Genomic DNA, 16,371 nt, shown 5'->3' with positions numbered 1-16,371 from the left:
CGCCCGGTTACATTCCGAACCCGGAAGCTAAGCCTTTCAGCGCCGATGGTACTGCAGGGGGGACCCTGTGGGAGAGTAGGACGCCGCCGAACAATCATTGTGGGAAAGCCCCGCACCATTTTGGTGCGGGGCTTTTCTGCGTTCAGCGGCAATACAACCGCCTCCCTCAGAGCAATACCGGCCGCCTCCCTCAGAGGCGGCCGGCAGCCTTTAGCGCGAGGTAAGCGTCTGCAAGGGCAGGCGCGAGGTTGTCAGGAGTCGCATCGACGACAGTGACACCGTGGCGTTGGAGCTGCTCTGCTGTGCGGCGGCGCTGAGCCTGGGCCTGGGTGCCGGCAGCGGCGTCGTAAACATCCTCGATGGTGCCTCGGGCGGTGGACATCTGCTGAATGTGGGGGTCGGCCACCGATGCCACAAGCACCGTGTGGCGCTTTGTGAGCAGGGGGAGAACGGGGAGCAGGCCCTCTTCGATGGGTGCGGCGTCGAGGCTGGTGAGCAGCACGATCAGTGACCGGCGTGGGGCACTGTTCAGCGCTGCGGCGCTGAGGCCGCGGGCGTCGGTTTCGACGAGCTCGGGTTCGAGGGGAGCGAGCGCGTTGACCAGGGCAGGCAGGAGGTCGCCCGCTGAGCGGCCCTGGACCTGGGCGCGGATGCGGCGGTCGTAGGCCAGCAGGTCCACACGGTCGCCGGCGCGTGAGGCCAGCGCGGTAAGGAGCAGTGCTGCGTCCATAGCCGCGTCGAGGCGCGGGATATCCCCTACTCGGCCGGCCGAGGTGCGGCCGGTGTCGAGTACGACGAGGATGTGGCGGTCGCGTTCCGGGCGCCAGGTGCGTACGGCGACGGTGGTCTGGCGGGCTGTGGCGCGCCAGTCGATGGAGCGGGTGTCGTCGCCGGGGACGTAGTCGCGGAGGCTGTCGAACTCGGTGCCCTGGCCGCGGATGAGGACGCTGGTGCGGCCGTCGAGCTCGCGCAGTCGGGCCAGTCTGGATGGCAGGTGCTTGCGGCTGGTGAAGGGCGGCAGGACGCGGACGGTCCAAGGGACCTTGTGGTTGCCCTGGCGGGCGGCTAGGCCCAGAGGTCCGTACGAGCGGACCGTGACGCGGTCGGCCTGGCGGTCGCCGCGGCGTGTGGGGCGCAGGACGGTGGTGATGCGTCGGCGTTCGCCTGCGGGGACGGTCAGCTTGTGCCTGGACGCGGCCTGTTCGGTGCCGGTGAGCCAGCTGCTCGGGGGCCAGGCGTCCCGGAGGTGGGCGCGTAGGCGGCGGTTGGACGGGTTGGTGACGGTCAGCTGGACTTCGGCGGCGTCACCCAGTCGAACTGATGTGTCACCACTTCGGGTGAATCGGAGCGTTCGCACTGGCGCCGCGAGGGCGTAGTCGCACAAGATTGCTAGTGACAGAGGCGCATTCACAGCGAGCATCCCGGTCCAGCTCGGAGCCAGGATGCCCACGGGGAGAGAGCCGAGAGCGGCGAGGAGTGCGGTTCTTCCGGTGAGGGCCATGGGTCAGTGCCTCAGCGGGGGACGGGGACGTGGCTGAGGATCGCGGTGATGACGGAGTCGGCGGTGACTCCCTCCATCTCCGCTTCGGGCCGGAGCTGGATCCGGTGGCGCAGGGTGGGCAGGGCCAGGGCCTTCACATCGTCGGGGATGACGTAGTCGCGGCCGGTGAGCCAGGCCCAGGCGCGGGCGGTGGAGAGCAGGGCTGTGGCGCCTCGGGGAGACACACCGAGGGTGAGTGAGGGGGATTCACGCGTGGCACGGCAGATATCGACGACATAACCCGCGATCTCGGCGGAGACCGAGGTCTTGGAGACGGCAGCGCGGGCCGCTTCCAGGTCGGCGGGGCCTGCGACGGGACGCACGCCCGCAGCCTGGAGGTCGCGCGGGTTGAAGCCCTCGGCATGCCGGGTCAGGACGTTGATCTCGTCCTCGCGGGACGGCAGAGGGACCGTCAGTTTGAGGAGGAACCGGTCCAGTTGGGCTTCGGGAAGGGGGTAGGTGCCCTCGTACTCGACCGGGTTCTGGGTCGCGGCGACCAGGAAGGGGTCCGGCAGCGGGCGGGGGGTGCCGTCGACTGTGACCTGACGCTCCTCCATTGCTTCCAGGAGCGAGGACTGGGTCTTGGGCGGAGTGCGGTTGATCTCGTCGGCGAGAAGGAGATTGGTGAAGACGGGACCGGGCTGGAAGGAGAACTCGGCGGTGCGCGCGTCGTAGACGAGAGAGCCGGTGACGTCGCTGGGCATGAGGTCGGGGGTGAACTGGACGCGCTTGGTGTCGAGTTCGAGGGAGGCCGCGAGGGTGCGGACCAGGAGCGTCTTGGCGACGCCCGGTACTCCTTCGAGGAGGACATGGCCGCGGCAGAGCAGGGCCACGACGAGCCCGGTGACAGCGGGATCCTGGCCGACCACGGCCTTGGCGATCTCGGTGCGCAGGGCCTCCAGGGAGGTGCGGGCGCGGTCCGAGTTCTCAGCTGTCTCGGGGGTCGGGGCGCTCATGAAGTGCGTACCTCTCTTTCGAGGGCGTCGAGTTGGTCTGCCAGATGGACGAGTGCGATGTCGTTGGCCGGAACCGGGCCGAAGAGCAGGGCCTTGAGATCCCGGTCGCCGGTGGCGAGATGGGCCGAGACAGCTGGGATCAGGGCCGCGGCGGAGTGCGCGTCGGCCGGGGGGACGCCGAGGAGCGGGGCAAGGCGGGTGCGGGTGGCGGAGCGCAGGGCCGATGCCGCGCGGTCGCGGGCGTTCACCTTGCGGTAGAGGCGGGCGCGGCCCTCGGTGGACTCGGAGGCGCGGATGGCTACGGGAAGCCGTTCGGTGACGAGGGGGCCCAGCCGACGGCCGCGCCAGATGGCTGTCAGGACGGCGGCGAGGGTGAGTTGGAGTGTCCCCCAGAGCCAGCCGGAGGGGACGAGATCGAGGAACGTGCTGTCGGTGTCGCCGTCGGTGCTGTCTTCGGCGGCGGAGCTGTCACTGAGCGAGGGGAGGTACCAGACCAGATGGGTGCGGGAGCCGAGGAGTTGCAGGGCGAGGGAGGCGTTGCCGTGCTTGTCCAGACGGTCGTTGTACAGGATGTCGGGGGAGCCGAGCAGGACGGTGTCGCCACTGCCGGGATCGTCGATCCTGAGGAGGGTGGGCAGGCCGTCGCTCGGGTAGCAACTGTCGGCGCTGGGCGTGTCGGTGGAGTACCGCTCACCGCCGAGGTCGGCGTTGCCGGCGCTGCGGGCGGCGGGGAGGGAGCACTGAGGGGTGCGTGCCGAGACGGGGGCAGGGGTTTTGCTGTCGACGCCCGGGGCCAGTGCGTCGAGCGAGGCGGGGCCGGCGGAGAGGAGGACGGTGCGCCCGCCGGAGTTGGCCGTCGCGGTGCGGAGGGTCTCCTGCTGGTGGTCCGTCAGAAGGTCGGGTGCGGTGACCAGAAGGGTGGTGTCGGGGCCGGCCGCGGTGGTGGCCTCGTCGAGGGTGGTGACCACGCGGGTGGAAACGCCGCGGTCCTTGAGGAGTTCGGCGACGGCCCGGCTGCCGGCAGGGTCGGCGGAGCGGGGGTCGAGCCGGCCGTGCTGGTCCCCGGAGCGCAGGGCGGCCATGGCGATCCCGGCTGCGACGAGGATGACGAGCGCCAGCAGCAGGCCGCGGGTGCGGGTCCACACCTGGCGGCCGGTGCGGGACATGGAGGTGGAGCTGAGGGGCGCCCCGGTCATTCGGCTGCTCCTTGGGCCGCGCCGCTCAGTTGGGGCTTGGCGCGCTCCAGGTCGAGGTCGAGGTCACGCAGGCGCAGATACGCCTGCCGGTCGGCGGTGCGGCCGCCGTATGTGACGTCGTCGAAATCCCTGGCGGAGGTGCGGAGTCCGTCGGCGTGGTCGGGGAGGGAGCGGCCTGCTTCGGCGGCGGCTTCGTCGGCGGTACGGCCGGGGCGCGGCTCGAGGAGCGTTCGTTCCTCGAGGGAGCGGACGATTGCTCGCATGCGTTCCTGGACGGCTTGGTTCCACCGTCCTGCGGCGGCGTGGGCCTCGGCGGCGGTGCGGTGTTCGGATGCGCTGCGGGGGCTGTCGTCGAAGAGGGAGTCCGCGGTTCCGGGGGTGCTCCGGGGTGTGCCAAGTCGCCACCAGAGGGCGGCGATCAGGCCGACGACGAGCAGGGCGACGACGAGAAGACCGAGCGGGCCGCCGGGGGCGGCGCCTGACGCGGCGTCGAAGATGCCGCCGATCCAGTCCCAGAAGCGGTTGAGCGCGCGCTGGAGCAGGCTCGGGTCGTTCTCGTGGTACATCGGCTTGGACAGTTCCCGCTCCGCCGCCTCCCGGGCGGGGATGCGGGGAGTGTCCACCGGTACGTCGTCGTTCGCGCGGATCAGCAGCCGCGCCATTGTCACGCCCCCCGTGGTGGACACCGCATCAGCTCCTGGAGGGGGCGTTGCCGGGGGGCTCGGAGCCGTAGCCGGGGACGCCCGCGGCCCGTGCGAGTTCGATGTCGAGGGCCTCGCGGCGGATGCGCTGGTCGATGTAGAGGAGGACGGTCACGCCTGCGGAGATCGGGTAGGTGATGGAGGACGCGATCACCGAGCCGATGCCCGTGATGATCAGGAACGGCCAGCCGAAGTCAGGGGTGGTCCCGGCGAACAGGTCGCCGAACCCGCTGCCGTCCACCGCGAACGCGATCAGACCGAACGGCACAGCAATGATCATCGACACAAGCAGCGTCAGCAGCAGGGTCAGCGCCACGATGCCGAAGGTCCGCCACCAGGCGCCCTGGACCAGTTTGGCGGAGCGGCGCAGGGATGCGATGACGCCCTGGCGCTCCAGCATGAGCGCGGGAGAGGCAAGGGCGAACCGGATCATCAGCCAGAGGATCACGACGCAGGCCCCCAGGCCTGCGAGTACGGAAAGTGCGATTCCCCCACCGGTGCCCAGCAGCAGGCCGGGCAGAATCGCCACGGTCATGATGCCGGCGCTCATGAGCGGCAACAGCAGGGTCAGCCCCAGCAGTTGGGGGAGCCGGGGCCGCGCCTCGTGCCAGGCCTCGGAGAGCGTCACCGGGCGGCCCAGCACCGAGCGGCTGATCACCACGGTGAGAAGCGCCGTGGTGAAGAGCGTGGCGATCAGGGTGATGATCAGCACCGGGCCCATGGCGAGCAGGCTGGACTGCAGCGAGTCCACCGACTGCCTCAAAGCCTCCGACGGGTCCGCGTCCGGGGAGACCTCGGGCGGGTCGGGGAGCAGGTAGCGGTCGACGAGGATGTTGCCGATCTCGGAGATCACGGAGACGGTGATCGTGATGCCCAGCACCGTTCGCCAGTGAGCGCGCAGGGTCGACACCGCGCCGTCGAGGATCTCGCCGACTCCCAGCGGACGGAGCGGGATGACGCCGGGCTTGGCGGCGGCCGGAGGCTGGCCCCAGCCGCCGCGCGGCTGACCGCCGCCCCAGCCGGGCGGTGGCGGTGGCGGTGGCGGTGGCGCAGGGACGCGGTTGGCACCCGGGGCGGTCGGCGCGGACCACTGTCCCGGGGGCGGCTGCTCCTTGGACCACTTCGAGGCGGGGCTGCTCTCGTCGACGGGCGCGGCGGGCCGGGGCACGCCGCCGTCCTGGCCGTCGGAGGGAGCAGATCCGGGCGAGGCCCAGCCCGGAGTGTCGTTCACGGTCGTCCACCTCATGGATTGGTCATGGGGCCGACTCGGCGAGTCGGCACGTTCACGGCGCCCGTCCCCGTAGCGGGATGGCAGCTTGGCTGCCATCGTGCCACGCGTGGCACGCTGGTGGGCGGGCCCCTGTATCTCCTTCGCACCTTCTTTGTCGGTGCCTCACCGGGCAGACTGGGCGGATGGCTGATCAGTACGTACAAAACCCGGTCGGTGCGGAGCCGCCCATGCTTCCTGCGCTGCGCTGGGACGAGCCACCGGAAGGGCCCGTACTGGTCCTCCTCGACCAGACCCGGCTGCCTGTCGAGGAGGTCGAGCTCGTCTGCACCGATGTGCCTGCCCTGGTGCGGGCCATCCAGACGCTCGCCGTGCGTGGGGCGCCGCTGCTGGGCATCGCGGGCGCCTATGGTGTGGCCCTCGCCGCCGTGCGGGGCTACGACGTGGAGGAGGCAGTGGGGCTGCTGGAGCAGGCGCGGCCCACCGCCGTGAACTTGGGATACGGCGTGCGGCAGGCGGCGGCCGCGTACCGGGCTGCGGCGGAGAAGGGGGCGGACGCGGGGCAGGCGGGACAGGCGGCGCTGGCCGCGGCCAAGGCGCTGCACCGGGAGGATGCCGAGGCCAGTGCCCGGATGGCTGAGCACGGGCTGGTGCTGCTCGACGAGCTGCTGCCGGGTGGCAGTCACCGGATCCTGACCCACTGCAACACCGGGGCGCTGGTCTCGGGCGGTGAGGGCACCGCGTTTGCCGTGGCGCTCACGGCGCACCGCGCGGGGCGGCTGCGGCGGCTGTGGGTGGACGAGACAAGGCCGCTGCTGCAGGGTTCCCGGCTGACCGCCTATGAGGCGGCGCGCGGCGGAATGCCGTACACATTGCTCACGGACAATGCCGCGGGGTCGCTCTTTGCGGCGGGCGAGGTGGATGCCGTACTGATCGGGGCCGACCGGATCGCCGCCGACGGTTCGGTGGCGAACAAGGTCGGGAGTTACCCGCTCGCAGTGCTGGCGAAGTACCACCACGTACCGTTCATCGTGGTCGCGCCGACGACGACGATGGACCTGAGCACGCCGGACGGGGCGTCGATAGAGGTGGAGCAAAGGCCTGGACAGGAGGTGACGGAGGTCACCGCGCCGCACATAGCGGCGGCCGGAGGAGGAGTGGGCGGCGGGCTGCCGGTGGCGCCGCTGGGAACGCAGGCGTACAACCCGGCGTTCGACGTCACACCCCCGGAACTGGTGACCGCGATAGTCACCGAGCAAGGAGCGTTGTCCCCGGTCACCGGGGGTGGAATAGCGGAGCTGTGTGCCAGGTCACGCCAGGTAACGATTAGCTAATGGGATGATGTCGATTATGAAGGGACGAGTCCTTGTCGTCGATGACGACACCGCACTGGCCGAGATGCTCGGGATTGTGCTGCGTGGTGAAGGTTTCGAGCCGTCGTTCGTAGCGGACGGCGACAAGGCACTTGCCGCTTTCCGTGAGGCCAAGCCGGATCTTGTACTGCTGGATCTCATGCTGCCCGGACGGGACGGCATCGAGGTGTGCAGGCTGATCAGGGCCGAGTCCGGCGTGCCGATCGTGATGCTCACGGCCAAGAGTGACACCGTGGATGTGGTGGTCGGCCTGGAGTCCGGGGCCGATGACTACATCGTCAAGCCGTTCAAGCCGAAAGAGCTGGTCGCCCGGATCCGGGCGCGGCTGAGGAGGTCCGAGGAGCCGGCGCCGGAGCAGCTGGCGATCGGGGATCTGGTCATCGATGTGGCCGGTCACTCCGTGAAGCGGGACGGGCAGTCGATCGCCCTGACCCCGCTCGAGTTCGACCTGCTTGTCGCGCTCGCCCGCAAGCCCTGGCAGGTGTTCACCCGCGAGGTGCTGCTGGAGCAGGTGTGGGGCTACCGCCACGCCGCGGACACGAGGCTGGTCAATGTGCATGTACAGCGGTTGCGTTCCAAGGTCGAGAAGGACCCTGAGCGCCCGGAGATTGTGGTGACCGTCCGTGGTGTCGGTTACAAGGCCGGGCCGAGCTGACATGTCCCGAGGCAGTGTTGCTCCGAAGCCCGGGGAGCCGGGAGTCCGTACGGGGCGGGCTGCCGGACCGGGGCGTGAGCCTTCGCGATTCGGCCGCCTGCTCCATGGCGGACGGCTGCCCCAGGACAGTGCGCCCGGCGGCCCGATTCTCCGGCTCGCCATGCGCTGGGTGCGCCGTCCGCTGCTGCCGGCCGTCCGGCTGTGGCGGCGGAACATCCAGCTCAGGGTGGTCGCGGGCACACTGCTGATGTCGCTCGGTGTGGTGCTGCTGCTCGGCCTTGTCGTCATTGGGCAGGTGCGTAACGGTCTGCTCGACGCCAAGGGGAAGGCGGCCCAGAGTCAGGCGGCCGGTGGCTTCGCGGTGGCGCGGGAGAGGGCGAACGCGCCGGTTGGACCCGGCGGGCAGGACGGCGCCTCGACGGACGGCAGGACCGCCCGGAGCTCCTGGCGGTCCGACCTGGTGGAGCAACTGGCCAGTGGTGGTCAGGGCGCGTTCAACGTGGTGGCGCTGAGTTCCGGCTCCGAGGACGCGGGTTCCAGCCGCGGGCCCCGGACCTCGGGGAGTGTGGACTTCGCGAGCATCCCCGAGGGACTTCGGGAAGCCGTCGACCAGGGGACCGGGACGTACGAGACGTACATCCGGATCAAGTACAACAACGATGAGCACGAGCCGGAGCCCGGGCTGGTCATCGGTACGCGGCTGAACGACATCGAGGGCAATCCCTACGAGCTGTACTACCTCTTCCCGCTGGCTCAGGAGGAGCAGTCGCTCAGCCTGGTCAGGGGGACCCTCGCCACGGCCGGACTGTTCGTGGTGGTCCTGCTGGGAGCCATCGCCTGGCTGGTGGTGCGGCAGATTGTCACGCCCGTACGGATGGCCGCGGGGATCGCCGAGCGGCTCTCCGCGGGCCGCCTCCAGGAGCGGATGAAGGTCACCGGCGAGGACGACATCGCCAGACTGGGCGAGGCATTCAACAAGATGGCGCAGAACCTCCAGCTCAAGATCCAGCAGCTGGAGGAGCTCTCCCGCATGCAGCGGCGGTTCGTCTCGGATGTTTCGCACGAGCTGCGTACGCCGCTGACGACCGTCCGGATGGCAGCGGATGTCATCCATGAGGCGCGGCAGGACTTCGACCCGGTGACGGCGCGCTCCGCCGAGCTGCTCGGGGATCAGCTCGACCGCTTCGAGTCGCTGCTCTCCGATCTGCTCGAGATCAGCCGCTTCGACGCGGGAGCTGCGGCGCTGGAGGCCGAGCCGATAGATCTGCGCGAGGTGGTACGGCGGGTGATCGGCGGCGCCGAGCCGCTGGCCGAGCGCAAGGGCAGCCGGATACGGGTGATCGGCGACGAGCAGCCGGTCGTGGCGGAGGCCGACGCCCGGCGTGTGGAGCGTGTCCTGCGGAACCTGGTCGTCAACGCCGTCGAGCACGGCGAGGGCCGGGACGTGGTGGTGCGAATGGCAGTGGCCGGCGGGGCCGTCGCGGTCGCCGTGCGCGACTACGGCGTGGGACTGAAGCCCGGGGAGGCGACCCGGGTGTTCAACCGCTTCTGGCGGGCGGATCCGGCGCGTGCCAGGACCACTGGCGGAACCGGTCTCGGTCTGTCCATCGCGGTCGAGGACGCCCGGCTGCACGGCGGCTGGCTGCAGGCGTGGGGTGAGCCAGGCGGGGGTTCGCAGTTCCGGCTGACCCTGCCGCGTACGGCGGACGAGCCGCTGCGCGGTTCGCCGATACCGCTGGAGCCGGAGGACTCGCGGCAGAACAGGGAGCGTGCCCTGTCCGCAGAGCCGAAGGTGAGCGGGCACCTGCTGGCGTCTGTGCCCGTTCAGCCGGTGACGGACCGGTTGCCCCTGCCCGGGCCGCCGCGTGCTCCGGTGCGGCCTCGTACGGGCCCGACGGGCGTGAATCCCGCGGCGCTGCCGGGCAGCGGTGCCCGGGTGGTGGCGCGTCAGGCGGGGGAGCGGCAGGACGACTCCGCGGCACAGGTTTCTTCGGACCGGGAGGACACGACTCGTGGGCGCTGATTCCCGTCGCAACGGCCGCCGAGGCGCGTTGCGCGTGTCGGCGCTGCTCGGCTGCGGCAGTGTGCTGATCGCCGGGTGCGCCTCGATGCCCGACAGCGGTGACATCCACGCCGTGAAGGCGTCCCAGGGCGCGGACTCGCAAGTGCGGGTGTATGCGGTGCCGCCGCGGAAGGGGGCCACTCCCCACGAGATCGTCACGGGCTTCCTGGAGGCGATGACCAGCGACGATGCCAATTTCGCAACCGCGCGGACGTATCTGATGCCGGAGACGTCCCAGAAGTGGCGGCCGGAGGCGGGCACCACGGTGCTGTCGGCCGCACCCGACGCGGGACAGGCGAGCACGGGCGACGCGGAGAATCCGGGTATCGACTATCCGCTGTTGGGCAAGCAGATCGCCACGGTGGATACTCAGCACGCCTATCAGCCGGTCACGCCCACCGACTACCGCCGGACCATTCATCTGTCGCAGCAGAACGGTCCGGACGGCAAGCAGTGGCGTATCGACAACCTGCCGCCCGGGCTGGTGCTCGGCGCATCAGACTTCCAGCGCAACTACCGCTCGGTGAACAAGTACTACTTCGCCTCCGGGCGGAACATCCTGGTGGCCGACCCGGTCTACATCCGGCAGCGGCTGGATCCGGTGACCCGGATGGATCCCGTCACGCAGTCGGTCAAGACGCTGCTGGACGGGCCGACGAACTGGCTGAAGCCAGTGGTCGCGTCGCCCTTCCCGACCGGTACGACGCTGAAGGAGGGCACCAAGTCGCTCGCGTTCGACGACCGCAACGCGCTGAAGGTGCCGCTCAATGAGAAGGCGTCCAATGTGGACCGCCAGCAGTGCATGAAGATGGCGGCGCAGATCCTGTTCACTCTGAAGGATCTGACGTCCACCAGGGTGGAGCAGGTGGAGCTGCAGCGTGCGAACGGCTCGCAGCTGTGTGTGCTCAACAGCGGTCAGGCGGAGGGTTACGCGACGGACCACGTCTCGGGCAGGCCGGTCAACCAGTACTTCGTCGACGACAAGTTCCGGCTGGCGCTGCTGGCGGGCGGAGCGAAGGACGTAACCGAGCCGGAGAACGTGCCGGGGCCGTTCGGCAATGGGCAGCTGCCCATGAGCATGGTCGGGGTGGCTCGCGACGAGCACACCGCCGCGGCGGTCTCGAAGGACAACAGCCGCCTGTACGTGTCGTCCATAACCGCGGAGAGCGAACTGGGCGACGCGGTGGTGAAGAGCGTCGGCAAGAGCACCGGCAACCGTCTTTCGGCCCCCAGCTGGGACGGGCGTGGCGATCTGTGGGTCGCGGACCGCGACCCCGACCATCCGGCCCTGTGGCGTCTGGCGGACGGCGCGGGCCCGCCCCAGAACGTCAAGATCATCCCCGGGCTGGACGGCGCGCGCATCGAGGCGCTGAAGGTGTCCGCGGACGGTGTGCGGATCGCGCTGCTGCTGACGAAGGACGGGAAGACCACGCTGAAGATCGGACGAGTGGAGCGCCCGGGCCCCAAGGGCAGCCCAGTGGTGTCCGTCGCGGAACTGCGGCCTGCCGCACCGCAGATGGAGACGGTGACGGCCGTTTCCTGGGCCGGTCCCAGCAGGCTCGTGGTGGTCGGCAAGGAGTCCGGCGGGGTGCAGCAGGTGCGCTATATGCAGACGGACGGCTCGAGTTCGGACGTGAGCGTGCTGCCGGGGCTGAACCGGGTCTTGGCGGTCGCGGCGTGGGACGACGAGACTCGCCCGCTGGTGGCGTACTCCGAGGACGACGGCATCGTGCGGCTCCCGGCCGGCGCCAACTGGCAGACGCTGGTGAAGAAGGGCTCGTCGCCGGTCTACCCGGGGTAGTCGCGCCCGGCGCGGCCCCACTTACGGAGAGTTATCCACAGGGGTGGCACGGCGCTCCAGCTGTTGGCAGAGTGGTTGTCATGCGGGGCTGGTGGAGGGAAATCTCCGGTCTGGTGCTGCCGGTCGACTGCGGCGGCTGCGGCACTCCGCGTACGCCACTGTGCGAGGAGTGCGCGTGGGCGCTGTTCGGCACGGCAGCGCGCCGGGCGAGGCCCGTGCCGGAGCCCGCGGGCCTGCCGATGGTGCACGCCGCCGCACCGTACGCCGATGCGGTACGCGCGGTGTTGCTGGCCCACAAGGAGCGGGGCGCGCTGGGGCTGGCCCGGCCCCTGGGCGTCGCGCTCGCCGGGGCGGTGCGAGCCGGCCTGCCGCGGGCCGCCCGGGAAGCGGGGCCGCTGTTGCTCGTACCGGTGCCGTCGGCGCGGCGAGCGGTCAGAGAGCGGGGGCACGACGCGGCGCGGCGGATCGCTCTGGCCGCCGCGGGCGAGCTGCGGCGTACGGGGACGGAGGCGAGGGCGCTCCCGGTGCTGCGGCAGTGGCGGGCAGTGGCCGACCAGTCGGGCCTCACGGCCCGTGGACGGGTGGAGAACCTGGCGGGTGCCCTGGAGGTCGCGGCCGGCGGCGGACGGCTTCTGGAGGGCGGCCGGGCGGTGCTGGTGGACGATCTCATGACGACGGGGGCGTCGCTGGTCGAGGCTGCGCGGGCGCTCCGTGCGGCCGCCGGGCTGCGATTTCCCGGCCCCATGCAGCTGAGCGCAGCGGTTGTCGCGGTCCCACCACTCTCTTTCCGGAACCGGAACTGACAGAGTAGTCGGAACGTTGCAGGTAGTGAGAGGAGAAATACCCCTGAACGGAGGTACGCGCTGGTAGCGGGTGCCGACAGCGCTCCGATCGAGCTATGTTCGGTTGTGAGGAATGGCGATCGCCGTACCTCACCGAATGTACTGCCGTGCTTCCGGGCTTTCGGTCAGAGATTCGAGGAAATACCAGCCTCGAAAGTTGGTGGGGTGGGGATCTTGTCGACTGGGGAGGAGGAGGTGAAAGTCGCCAAGTCCGAGGCTTCGGTGATCACCGGAGTCTGGTGCAAGAGGGAGACGCTCCGCAGCCTGCGAGCGGGCGGGGCTATCCGGGAACGGAGTTCTGCGTGGACATCGTCGTCAAGGGCCGCAAGACCGAGGTGCCCGAGCGGTTCCGCAAGCACGTGGCCGAGAAGCTGAAGCTGGACAAGATCCAGAAGCTCGACGGCAAGGTGATCAGCCTGGACGTCGAGGTGTCCAAGGAGCACAACCCGCGGCAGGCCGACCGTTCCGACCGAGTGGAGATCACTCTCCACTCCCGAGGCCCGGTTATCCGGGCGGAGGCGGCGGCCGGCGACCCGTACGCAGCACTCGACCTCGCTACCGGCAAGCTGGAGGCGCGGCTGCGCAAGCAGCATGAGAAGCGCCACAACCGCCGTGGCAACGGCCGCATTTCGGCGTCCGAAGTGGCTGATGTCGTTCCCGGCGTCGCCGAGTTGAACGCCAATGGCCGGCCGCACGCCGAAGAGGCGTCGGAATCCATTCCCACCACCAGGATCGGTTCGCTCGAAATCCAGGGCGAGGGACCGCTGGTGGTCCGCGAGAAGGTCCACACCGCAGCACCGATGACGCTCGACCAGGCGCTCTACGAGATGGAGCTGGTCGGGCACGACTTCTACCTCTTCGTCGACTCCGAGACGAAGCAGCCCAGTGTCGTCTACCGGCGGCACGCTTACGACTATGGCGTCATCCACCTGGAGACCGACCCGCTGGCGGGATCCGAGGCGGGCGGCGCCGGAGGTGCACTCGGCGGCTGACGACGGCCGCCACAGCAGGTAGGTGGTGCCCCTGGAGCGCCCCGTGCGCCCCCAGGGGCACCACCGTGCGACCACTGGATCACCGCTCTTTCGTCCGGGCATGAAAGCATGGCCTCTCGCAAGCCAACCGGTGTGCTGTGCACTGACGTTGGCTGACCACACGTGATCTTCAGGCCACGGCCTCAGGGGGAGGAACGATGGCGGACAGCTTCGGGCCGGTTCGCGACGACGACGCGGACCACGCCGGTGCCCCAGTCGTCGCTGCCGACGCGGACCACGGCAGCTCCCGCAAGGAGCCGATCCGGGTCCTGGTCGTGGACGACCACGCCCTGTTCCGGCGCGGGCTGGAGATCGTCCTCGCTCAGGAGGAGGACATCCAGGTCGTCGGCGAGGCGGCCGACGGCGCGGAGGCCGTCGACAAGGCGGCCGATCTGCTGCCTGACATCGTGCTGATGGATGTGCGGATGCCCAAGCGCGGTGGCATCGAGGCCTGTACGTCCATCAAGGAGGTGGCCCCCAGCGCGAAGATCATCATGTTGACGATCAGCGACGAGGAGGCCGACCTCTACGACGCGATCAAGGCGGGCGCCACGGGATATCTCCTCAAGGAGATCTCCACCGACGAGGTGGCCACGGCGATCCGCGCGGTGGCGGACGGGCAGTCGCAGATCAGCCCGTCCATGGCGTCCAAGCTGCTCACCGAGTTCAAGTCGATGATCCAGCGCACCGACGAGCGCAGACTTGTGCCCGCGCCCCGGCTCACCGAACGGGAGCTGGAGGTGCTCAAGCTCGTCGCCACGGGGATGAACAACCGCGACATCGCCAAGGAGTTGTTCATTTCCGAGAACACCGTGAAGAACCACGTCCGCAACATCCTGGAGAAGCTGCAGCTGCACTCCAGGATGGAGGCCGTGGTCTACGCGATGCGGGAAAAGATCCTCGAGATCCGGTAGCGGTCAACAGCGGGCAAGGGTCAGGAAACGGCCCGGACGAGGTCCGCGGTGAGTTCGGGGCGGTCGACCCGTTCGATGCGTACAGAATCGCAGCCGACCCACTCCGCCGCCTCGCGCAGCGCCTGCGCCATGGGTGCCACCGACTTCGCGGCGCGCAGGGACACCTGGCGTGCCACCAGCGTCGAGCCCTCGCGGGCCGGGTCGACGCGGCCCAGCAGCTTTCCGCCCGACAGCAGCGGCATCGCGAAGTAGCCGTACACCCGCTTGGGCTTGGGGACGTATGCCTCGAGGCGGTGCGTGAAGCCGAAGATCCGCTCGGTGCGCGCCCGTTCCCAGATGAGCGAGTCGAACGGCGAGAGCAGGGTCGTACGATGCCGGCCGCGCGGCTCGGAGGCCAGCGCCTGCGGGTCCGCCCAGGCGGGCTTGGACCAGCCCTCGACCGTCACCGGCACCAGCCCGGAGTCCGCGACCACCGCGTCGAACTGCTCGCCCTTGAGGCGGTGGTAGTCCGCGATGTCCGCGCGGGTGCCGACGCCGAGCGCCTCGCCCGCGAGCCGGACGAGCCGGCGCATGCACTCCGTGTCGTCGAGCTCGTCGTGCAGCAAATCGTCGGGGATGGCCCGCTCGGCGAGGTCGTACACCCGCTTCCAGCTGCGCCGCTCGGTGCACACCACCTCGCCGTACATCAGCGCGCGCTCGACGGCGACCTTCGAGGCCGACCAGTCCCACCACTCCCCGCCGTTGTTCGCGCCGCCCAACTCCGTCGAGGTGAGCGGGCCTTCGGCGCGCAGCTGCTTGACGACCGTGTCGTACGTACCGTCCGGGAGGTCGTGGTTCCAGTGCGGGCGGGCGCGGTAGGCGCGGCGGCGGAAGGCGAAGTGCGGCCATTCCTCGACGGGCAGGATGCAGGCCGCGTGCGACCAGTACTCGAAGCTGTGCCCCTCGGTCCAGTACGCGTCCTCCACCGTCCTGCGGCCGACCGCGCCGAGCCGGGCGTACGGAATCAGCTCGTGCGAGCGCGCCAGCACCGAGATCGTGTCCAGCTGTACGGCGCCGAGGTGCCGCAGCACGCCCCGCACCCCGGCCCGCCTGTCGGGCGCGCCCAGGAACCCTTGGGCGCGCAGAGCTATGCGGCGGGCTTCGTCGGCGGACAGTTCGGCAGCGGGCCGCGGCACAGGGGTCATGGTCGGCACCCTAGACGGCGGCACTGACAATCGGCCCCGCGCGGACAACCGGCCCCGGCCGCCAGGCCAGGCCCTGCCAGGCATCGGCAGGCCAGGCCTCGCCCTGTCATCCCCGTCCCGTCATCTCCCCGTCCCGTCATCTCCCCGTCCCGTCATCTCCGCCTCCCGTCAGCTCCGGGTCGGGAGATACGGATGGGTGCTCGTCAGTCCCAGGTCGGACGGGAGCAGCGCGCCCACCCAGGTGTCCCTGAGGGTGTCCTTGTTGAGCAGGGCGGCGCGCAGCGCCCCCTCGACGACGAAGCCGGTCTTCTCGGCGACGGCCCGCGAGCCCGCGTTGCCCACCTCCGCCCGCCACTCGAGGCGCGTCGCGCCCAGCCTGGCGAAGGCCCAGTGCGCCACGGAGCCCACGGTCTCCGCCATGATGCCGCGCCCCCGGTGCTCCTTGGCCGTCCAGAAGCCGATCTCCCAGGTGCCCGACAAAGTGCGCAGGGTCACCGCGACCGACGCCATCAGCGGGCCGCCCGCGCGCGGCAGCACCGCGAAGGTGCACATCGTGCCCGAGTGCCAGCCGTCCGGCACCATCTGCCCGGTGAAGTCGGCCGCGTGCTGCCGCTCGTAAGGCGAGGGAACCGTCGTCCACCGTTGGATGTCGGGATCCTGGCAGGCCTGATACACCGCCTCCGTGTCGTCGGTCGTGAACGTGCGCAGCAGCAGGCGCTCGGTGGTCAGGGTGATCGGCTCCATAGCCGGATTCTTGTCAGGTCCGCGGAGGGAAGCGAGCACTTTTCGTACCTCACCGGCACCTTCCACGCGTCCCGCGCGTTCTATTTGCGGATGACAGCAGGCCTGGCTGACGGCGGACCTCCCGACCTGGTGGGGTCCTCGCTT

Annotated in this window: 14 protein-coding genes and 1 rRNA gene; 8 read left to right on the top strand and 7 right to left on the bottom strand. The window is 70.1% G+C overall.

Annotated elements, in window-relative coordinates:
• Window positions 1-92, top strand: a 5S ribosomal RNA gene (gene rrf, locus ACZ3H8_RS25200); the annotation flags it as partial.
• A gap of 98 nt (window positions 93-190) precedes the next feature.
• Here rrf and ACZ3H8_RS25195 read toward each other — a convergent pair.
• From ACZ3H8_RS25195 to ACZ3H8_RS25175, 5 genes are read right to left on the bottom strand one after another with little or no spacing between them, the layout of a single operon-like run.
• Window positions 191-1,501 (bottom strand): DUF58 domain-containing protein, encoded by a 1,311-nt coding sequence (locus ACZ3H8_RS25195; RefSeq protein WP_467405432.1) that lies wholly within the window; start codon window positions 1,499-1,501, stop codon window positions 191-193.
• 11 nt (window positions 1,502-1,512) lie between these two features.
• Window positions 1,513-2,496, bottom strand: a complete 984-nt coding sequence (locus tag ACZ3H8_RS25190; protein WP_398989763.1) for an AAA family ATPase — start codon at window positions 2,494-2,496, stop codon at window positions 1,513-1,515.
• Window positions 2,493-3,692: a DUF4350 domain-containing protein gene (locus tag ACZ3H8_RS25185; protein WP_467405429.1), complete on the bottom strand. Its 1,200-nt coding sequence runs from the start codon at window positions 3,690-3,692 to the stop codon at window positions 2,493-2,495. The genes ACZ3H8_RS25190 and ACZ3H8_RS25185 overlap by 4 nt, the downstream gene beginning before the upstream one ends.
• On the bottom strand, window positions 3,689-4,378 hold the full coding sequence (locus ACZ3H8_RS25180) for a DUF4129 domain-containing protein (protein WP_467405428.1): 690 nt from the start codon (window positions 4,376-4,378) through the stop codon (window positions 3,689-3,691). Before ACZ3H8_RS25180 ends, ACZ3H8_RS25185 begins: the two co-directional genes overlap by 4 nt.
• 4 nt (window positions 4,379-4,382) lie before the next feature.
• The gene (locus ACZ3H8_RS25175) at window positions 4,383-5,624 is read right to left on the bottom strand and encodes a DUF7847 domain-containing protein (protein ID WP_467405425.1); all 1,242 of its coding nucleotides are present in this window, start codon (window positions 5,622-5,624) and stop codon (window positions 4,383-4,385) included.
• Between the two features lie 182 nt (window positions 5,625-5,806).
• On the opposite strand from ACZ3H8_RS25175, the gene mtnA reads away from it, so the two are divergent.
• The 7 genes from mtnA (at window position 5,807) to ACZ3H8_RS25140 (ending at window position 14,299) form a co-directional block, all read left to right on the top strand.
• Entirely contained in the window at window positions 5,807-6,955 is a 1,149-nt protein-coding gene (gene mtnA, locus ACZ3H8_RS25170; RefSeq protein WP_467405424.1) for an S-methyl-5-thioribose-1-phosphate isomerase, read from the top strand.
• Window positions 6,956-6,959: 4 nt separating this feature from the next.
• Window positions 6,960-7,649 carry an MtrAB system response regulator MtrA gene (gene mtrA / locus ACZ3H8_RS25165; RefSeq protein WP_205375139.1) on the top strand — a complete coding sequence of 230 codons (690 nt, stop codon included), beginning with the start codon at window positions 6,960-6,962 and terminating at the stop codon, window positions 7,647-7,649.
• Window position 7,650: 1 nt separating this feature from the next.
• On the top strand, window positions 7,651-9,672 hold the full coding sequence (gene mtrB, locus ACZ3H8_RS25160) for an MtrAB system histidine kinase MtrB (protein ID WP_467405420.1): 2,022 nt from the start codon (window positions 7,651-7,653) through the stop codon (window positions 9,670-9,672).
• Window positions 9,662-11,512 carry an LpqB family beta-propeller domain-containing protein gene (locus tag ACZ3H8_RS25155; RefSeq protein ID WP_467405419.1) on the top strand — a complete coding sequence of 617 codons (1,851 nt, stop codon included), beginning with the start codon at window positions 9,662-9,664 and terminating at the stop codon, window positions 11,510-11,512. The genes mtrB and ACZ3H8_RS25155 overlap by 11 nt, the downstream gene beginning before the upstream one ends.
• Before the next feature lie 80 nt (window positions 11,513-11,592).
• A complete protein-coding gene (locus ACZ3H8_RS25150) occupies window positions 11,593-12,315 on the top strand; it encodes a ComF family protein (protein WP_467405417.1) in 723 nt (240 codons plus the stop codon).
• A gap of 341 nt (window positions 12,316-12,656) precedes the next feature.
• A complete protein-coding gene (hpf, locus tag ACZ3H8_RS25145; protein ID WP_307663078.1) occupies window positions 12,657-13,346 on the top strand; it encodes a ribosome hibernation-promoting factor, HPF/YfiA family in 690 nt (229 codons plus the stop codon).
• A gap of 197 nt (window positions 13,347-13,543) precedes the next feature.
• On the top strand, window positions 13,544-14,299 hold the full coding sequence (locus ACZ3H8_RS25140) for a response regulator (RefSeq protein ID WP_467405415.1): 756 nt from the start codon (window positions 13,544-13,546) through the stop codon (window positions 14,297-14,299).
• A gap of 20 nt (window positions 14,300-14,319) precedes the next feature.
• On the opposite strand, the gene ACZ3H8_RS25135 is transcribed toward ACZ3H8_RS25140, so the two are convergent.
• A complete protein-coding gene (locus ACZ3H8_RS25135; protein WP_467405412.1) occupies window positions 14,320-15,483 on the bottom strand; it encodes a winged helix-turn-helix domain-containing protein in 1,164 nt (387 codons plus the stop codon).
• Window positions 15,484-15,651: 168 nt separating this feature from the next.
• Window positions 15,652-16,227 (bottom strand): GNAT family N-acetyltransferase, encoded by a 576-nt coding sequence (locus ACZ3H8_RS25130; RefSeq protein WP_467405410.1) that lies wholly within the window; start codon window positions 16,225-16,227, stop codon window positions 15,652-15,654.
• Between the last annotated feature and the right edge of the window lie 144 nt (window positions 16,228-16,371).

It is taken from the genome of Streptomyces sp. NPDC002868, from assembly GCF_055563295.1.
Note: the sequence above shows the minus strand (reverse complement) of the source record. Positions and strands in the feature narration are given on the sequence as shown.

Excerpts from the sequence above, each read along its gene's own strand:
- ACZ3H8_RS25195 (WP_467405432.1), bottom strand. The coding sequence starts at position 1,501 with ATGGCCCTCACCGGAAGAACCGCACTCCTCGCCGCTCTCGGCTCTCTC.
- ACZ3H8_RS25190 (WP_398989763.1), bottom strand. The coding sequence starts at position 2,496 with ATGAGCGCCCCGACCCCCGAGACAGCTGAGAACTCGGACCGCGCCCGC.
- ACZ3H8_RS25185 (WP_467405429.1), bottom strand. The coding sequence starts at position 3,692 with ATGACCGGGGCGCCCCTCAGCTCCACCTCCATGTCCCGCACCGGCCGC.
- mtnA (WP_467405424.1), top strand. The coding sequence starts at position 5,807 with ATGGCTGATCAGTACGTACAAAACCCGGTCGGTGCGGAGCCGCCCATG.
- mtrA (WP_205375139.1), top strand. The coding sequence starts at position 6,960 with ATGATGTCGATTATGAAGGGACGAGTCCTTGTCGTCGATGACGACACC.
- mtrB (WP_467405420.1), top strand. The coding sequence starts at position 7,651 with ATGTCCCGAGGCAGTGTTGCTCCGAAGCCCGGGGAGCCGGGAGTCCGT.
- ACZ3H8_RS25150 (WP_467405417.1), top strand. The coding sequence starts at position 11,593 with ATGCGGGGCTGGTGGAGGGAAATCTCCGGTCTGGTGCTGCCGGTCGAC.
- ACZ3H8_RS25140 (WP_467405415.1), top strand. The coding sequence starts at position 13,544 with ATGGCGGACAGCTTCGGGCCGGTTCGCGACGACGACGCGGACCACGCC.
- ACZ3H8_RS25135 (WP_467405412.1), bottom strand. The coding sequence starts at position 15,483 with ATGACCCCTGTGCCGCGGCCCGCTGCCGAACTGTCCGCCGACGAAGCC.
- ACZ3H8_RS25130 (WP_467405410.1), bottom strand. The coding sequence starts at position 16,227 with ATGGAGCCGATCACCCTGACCACCGAGCGCCTGCTGCTGCGCACGTTC.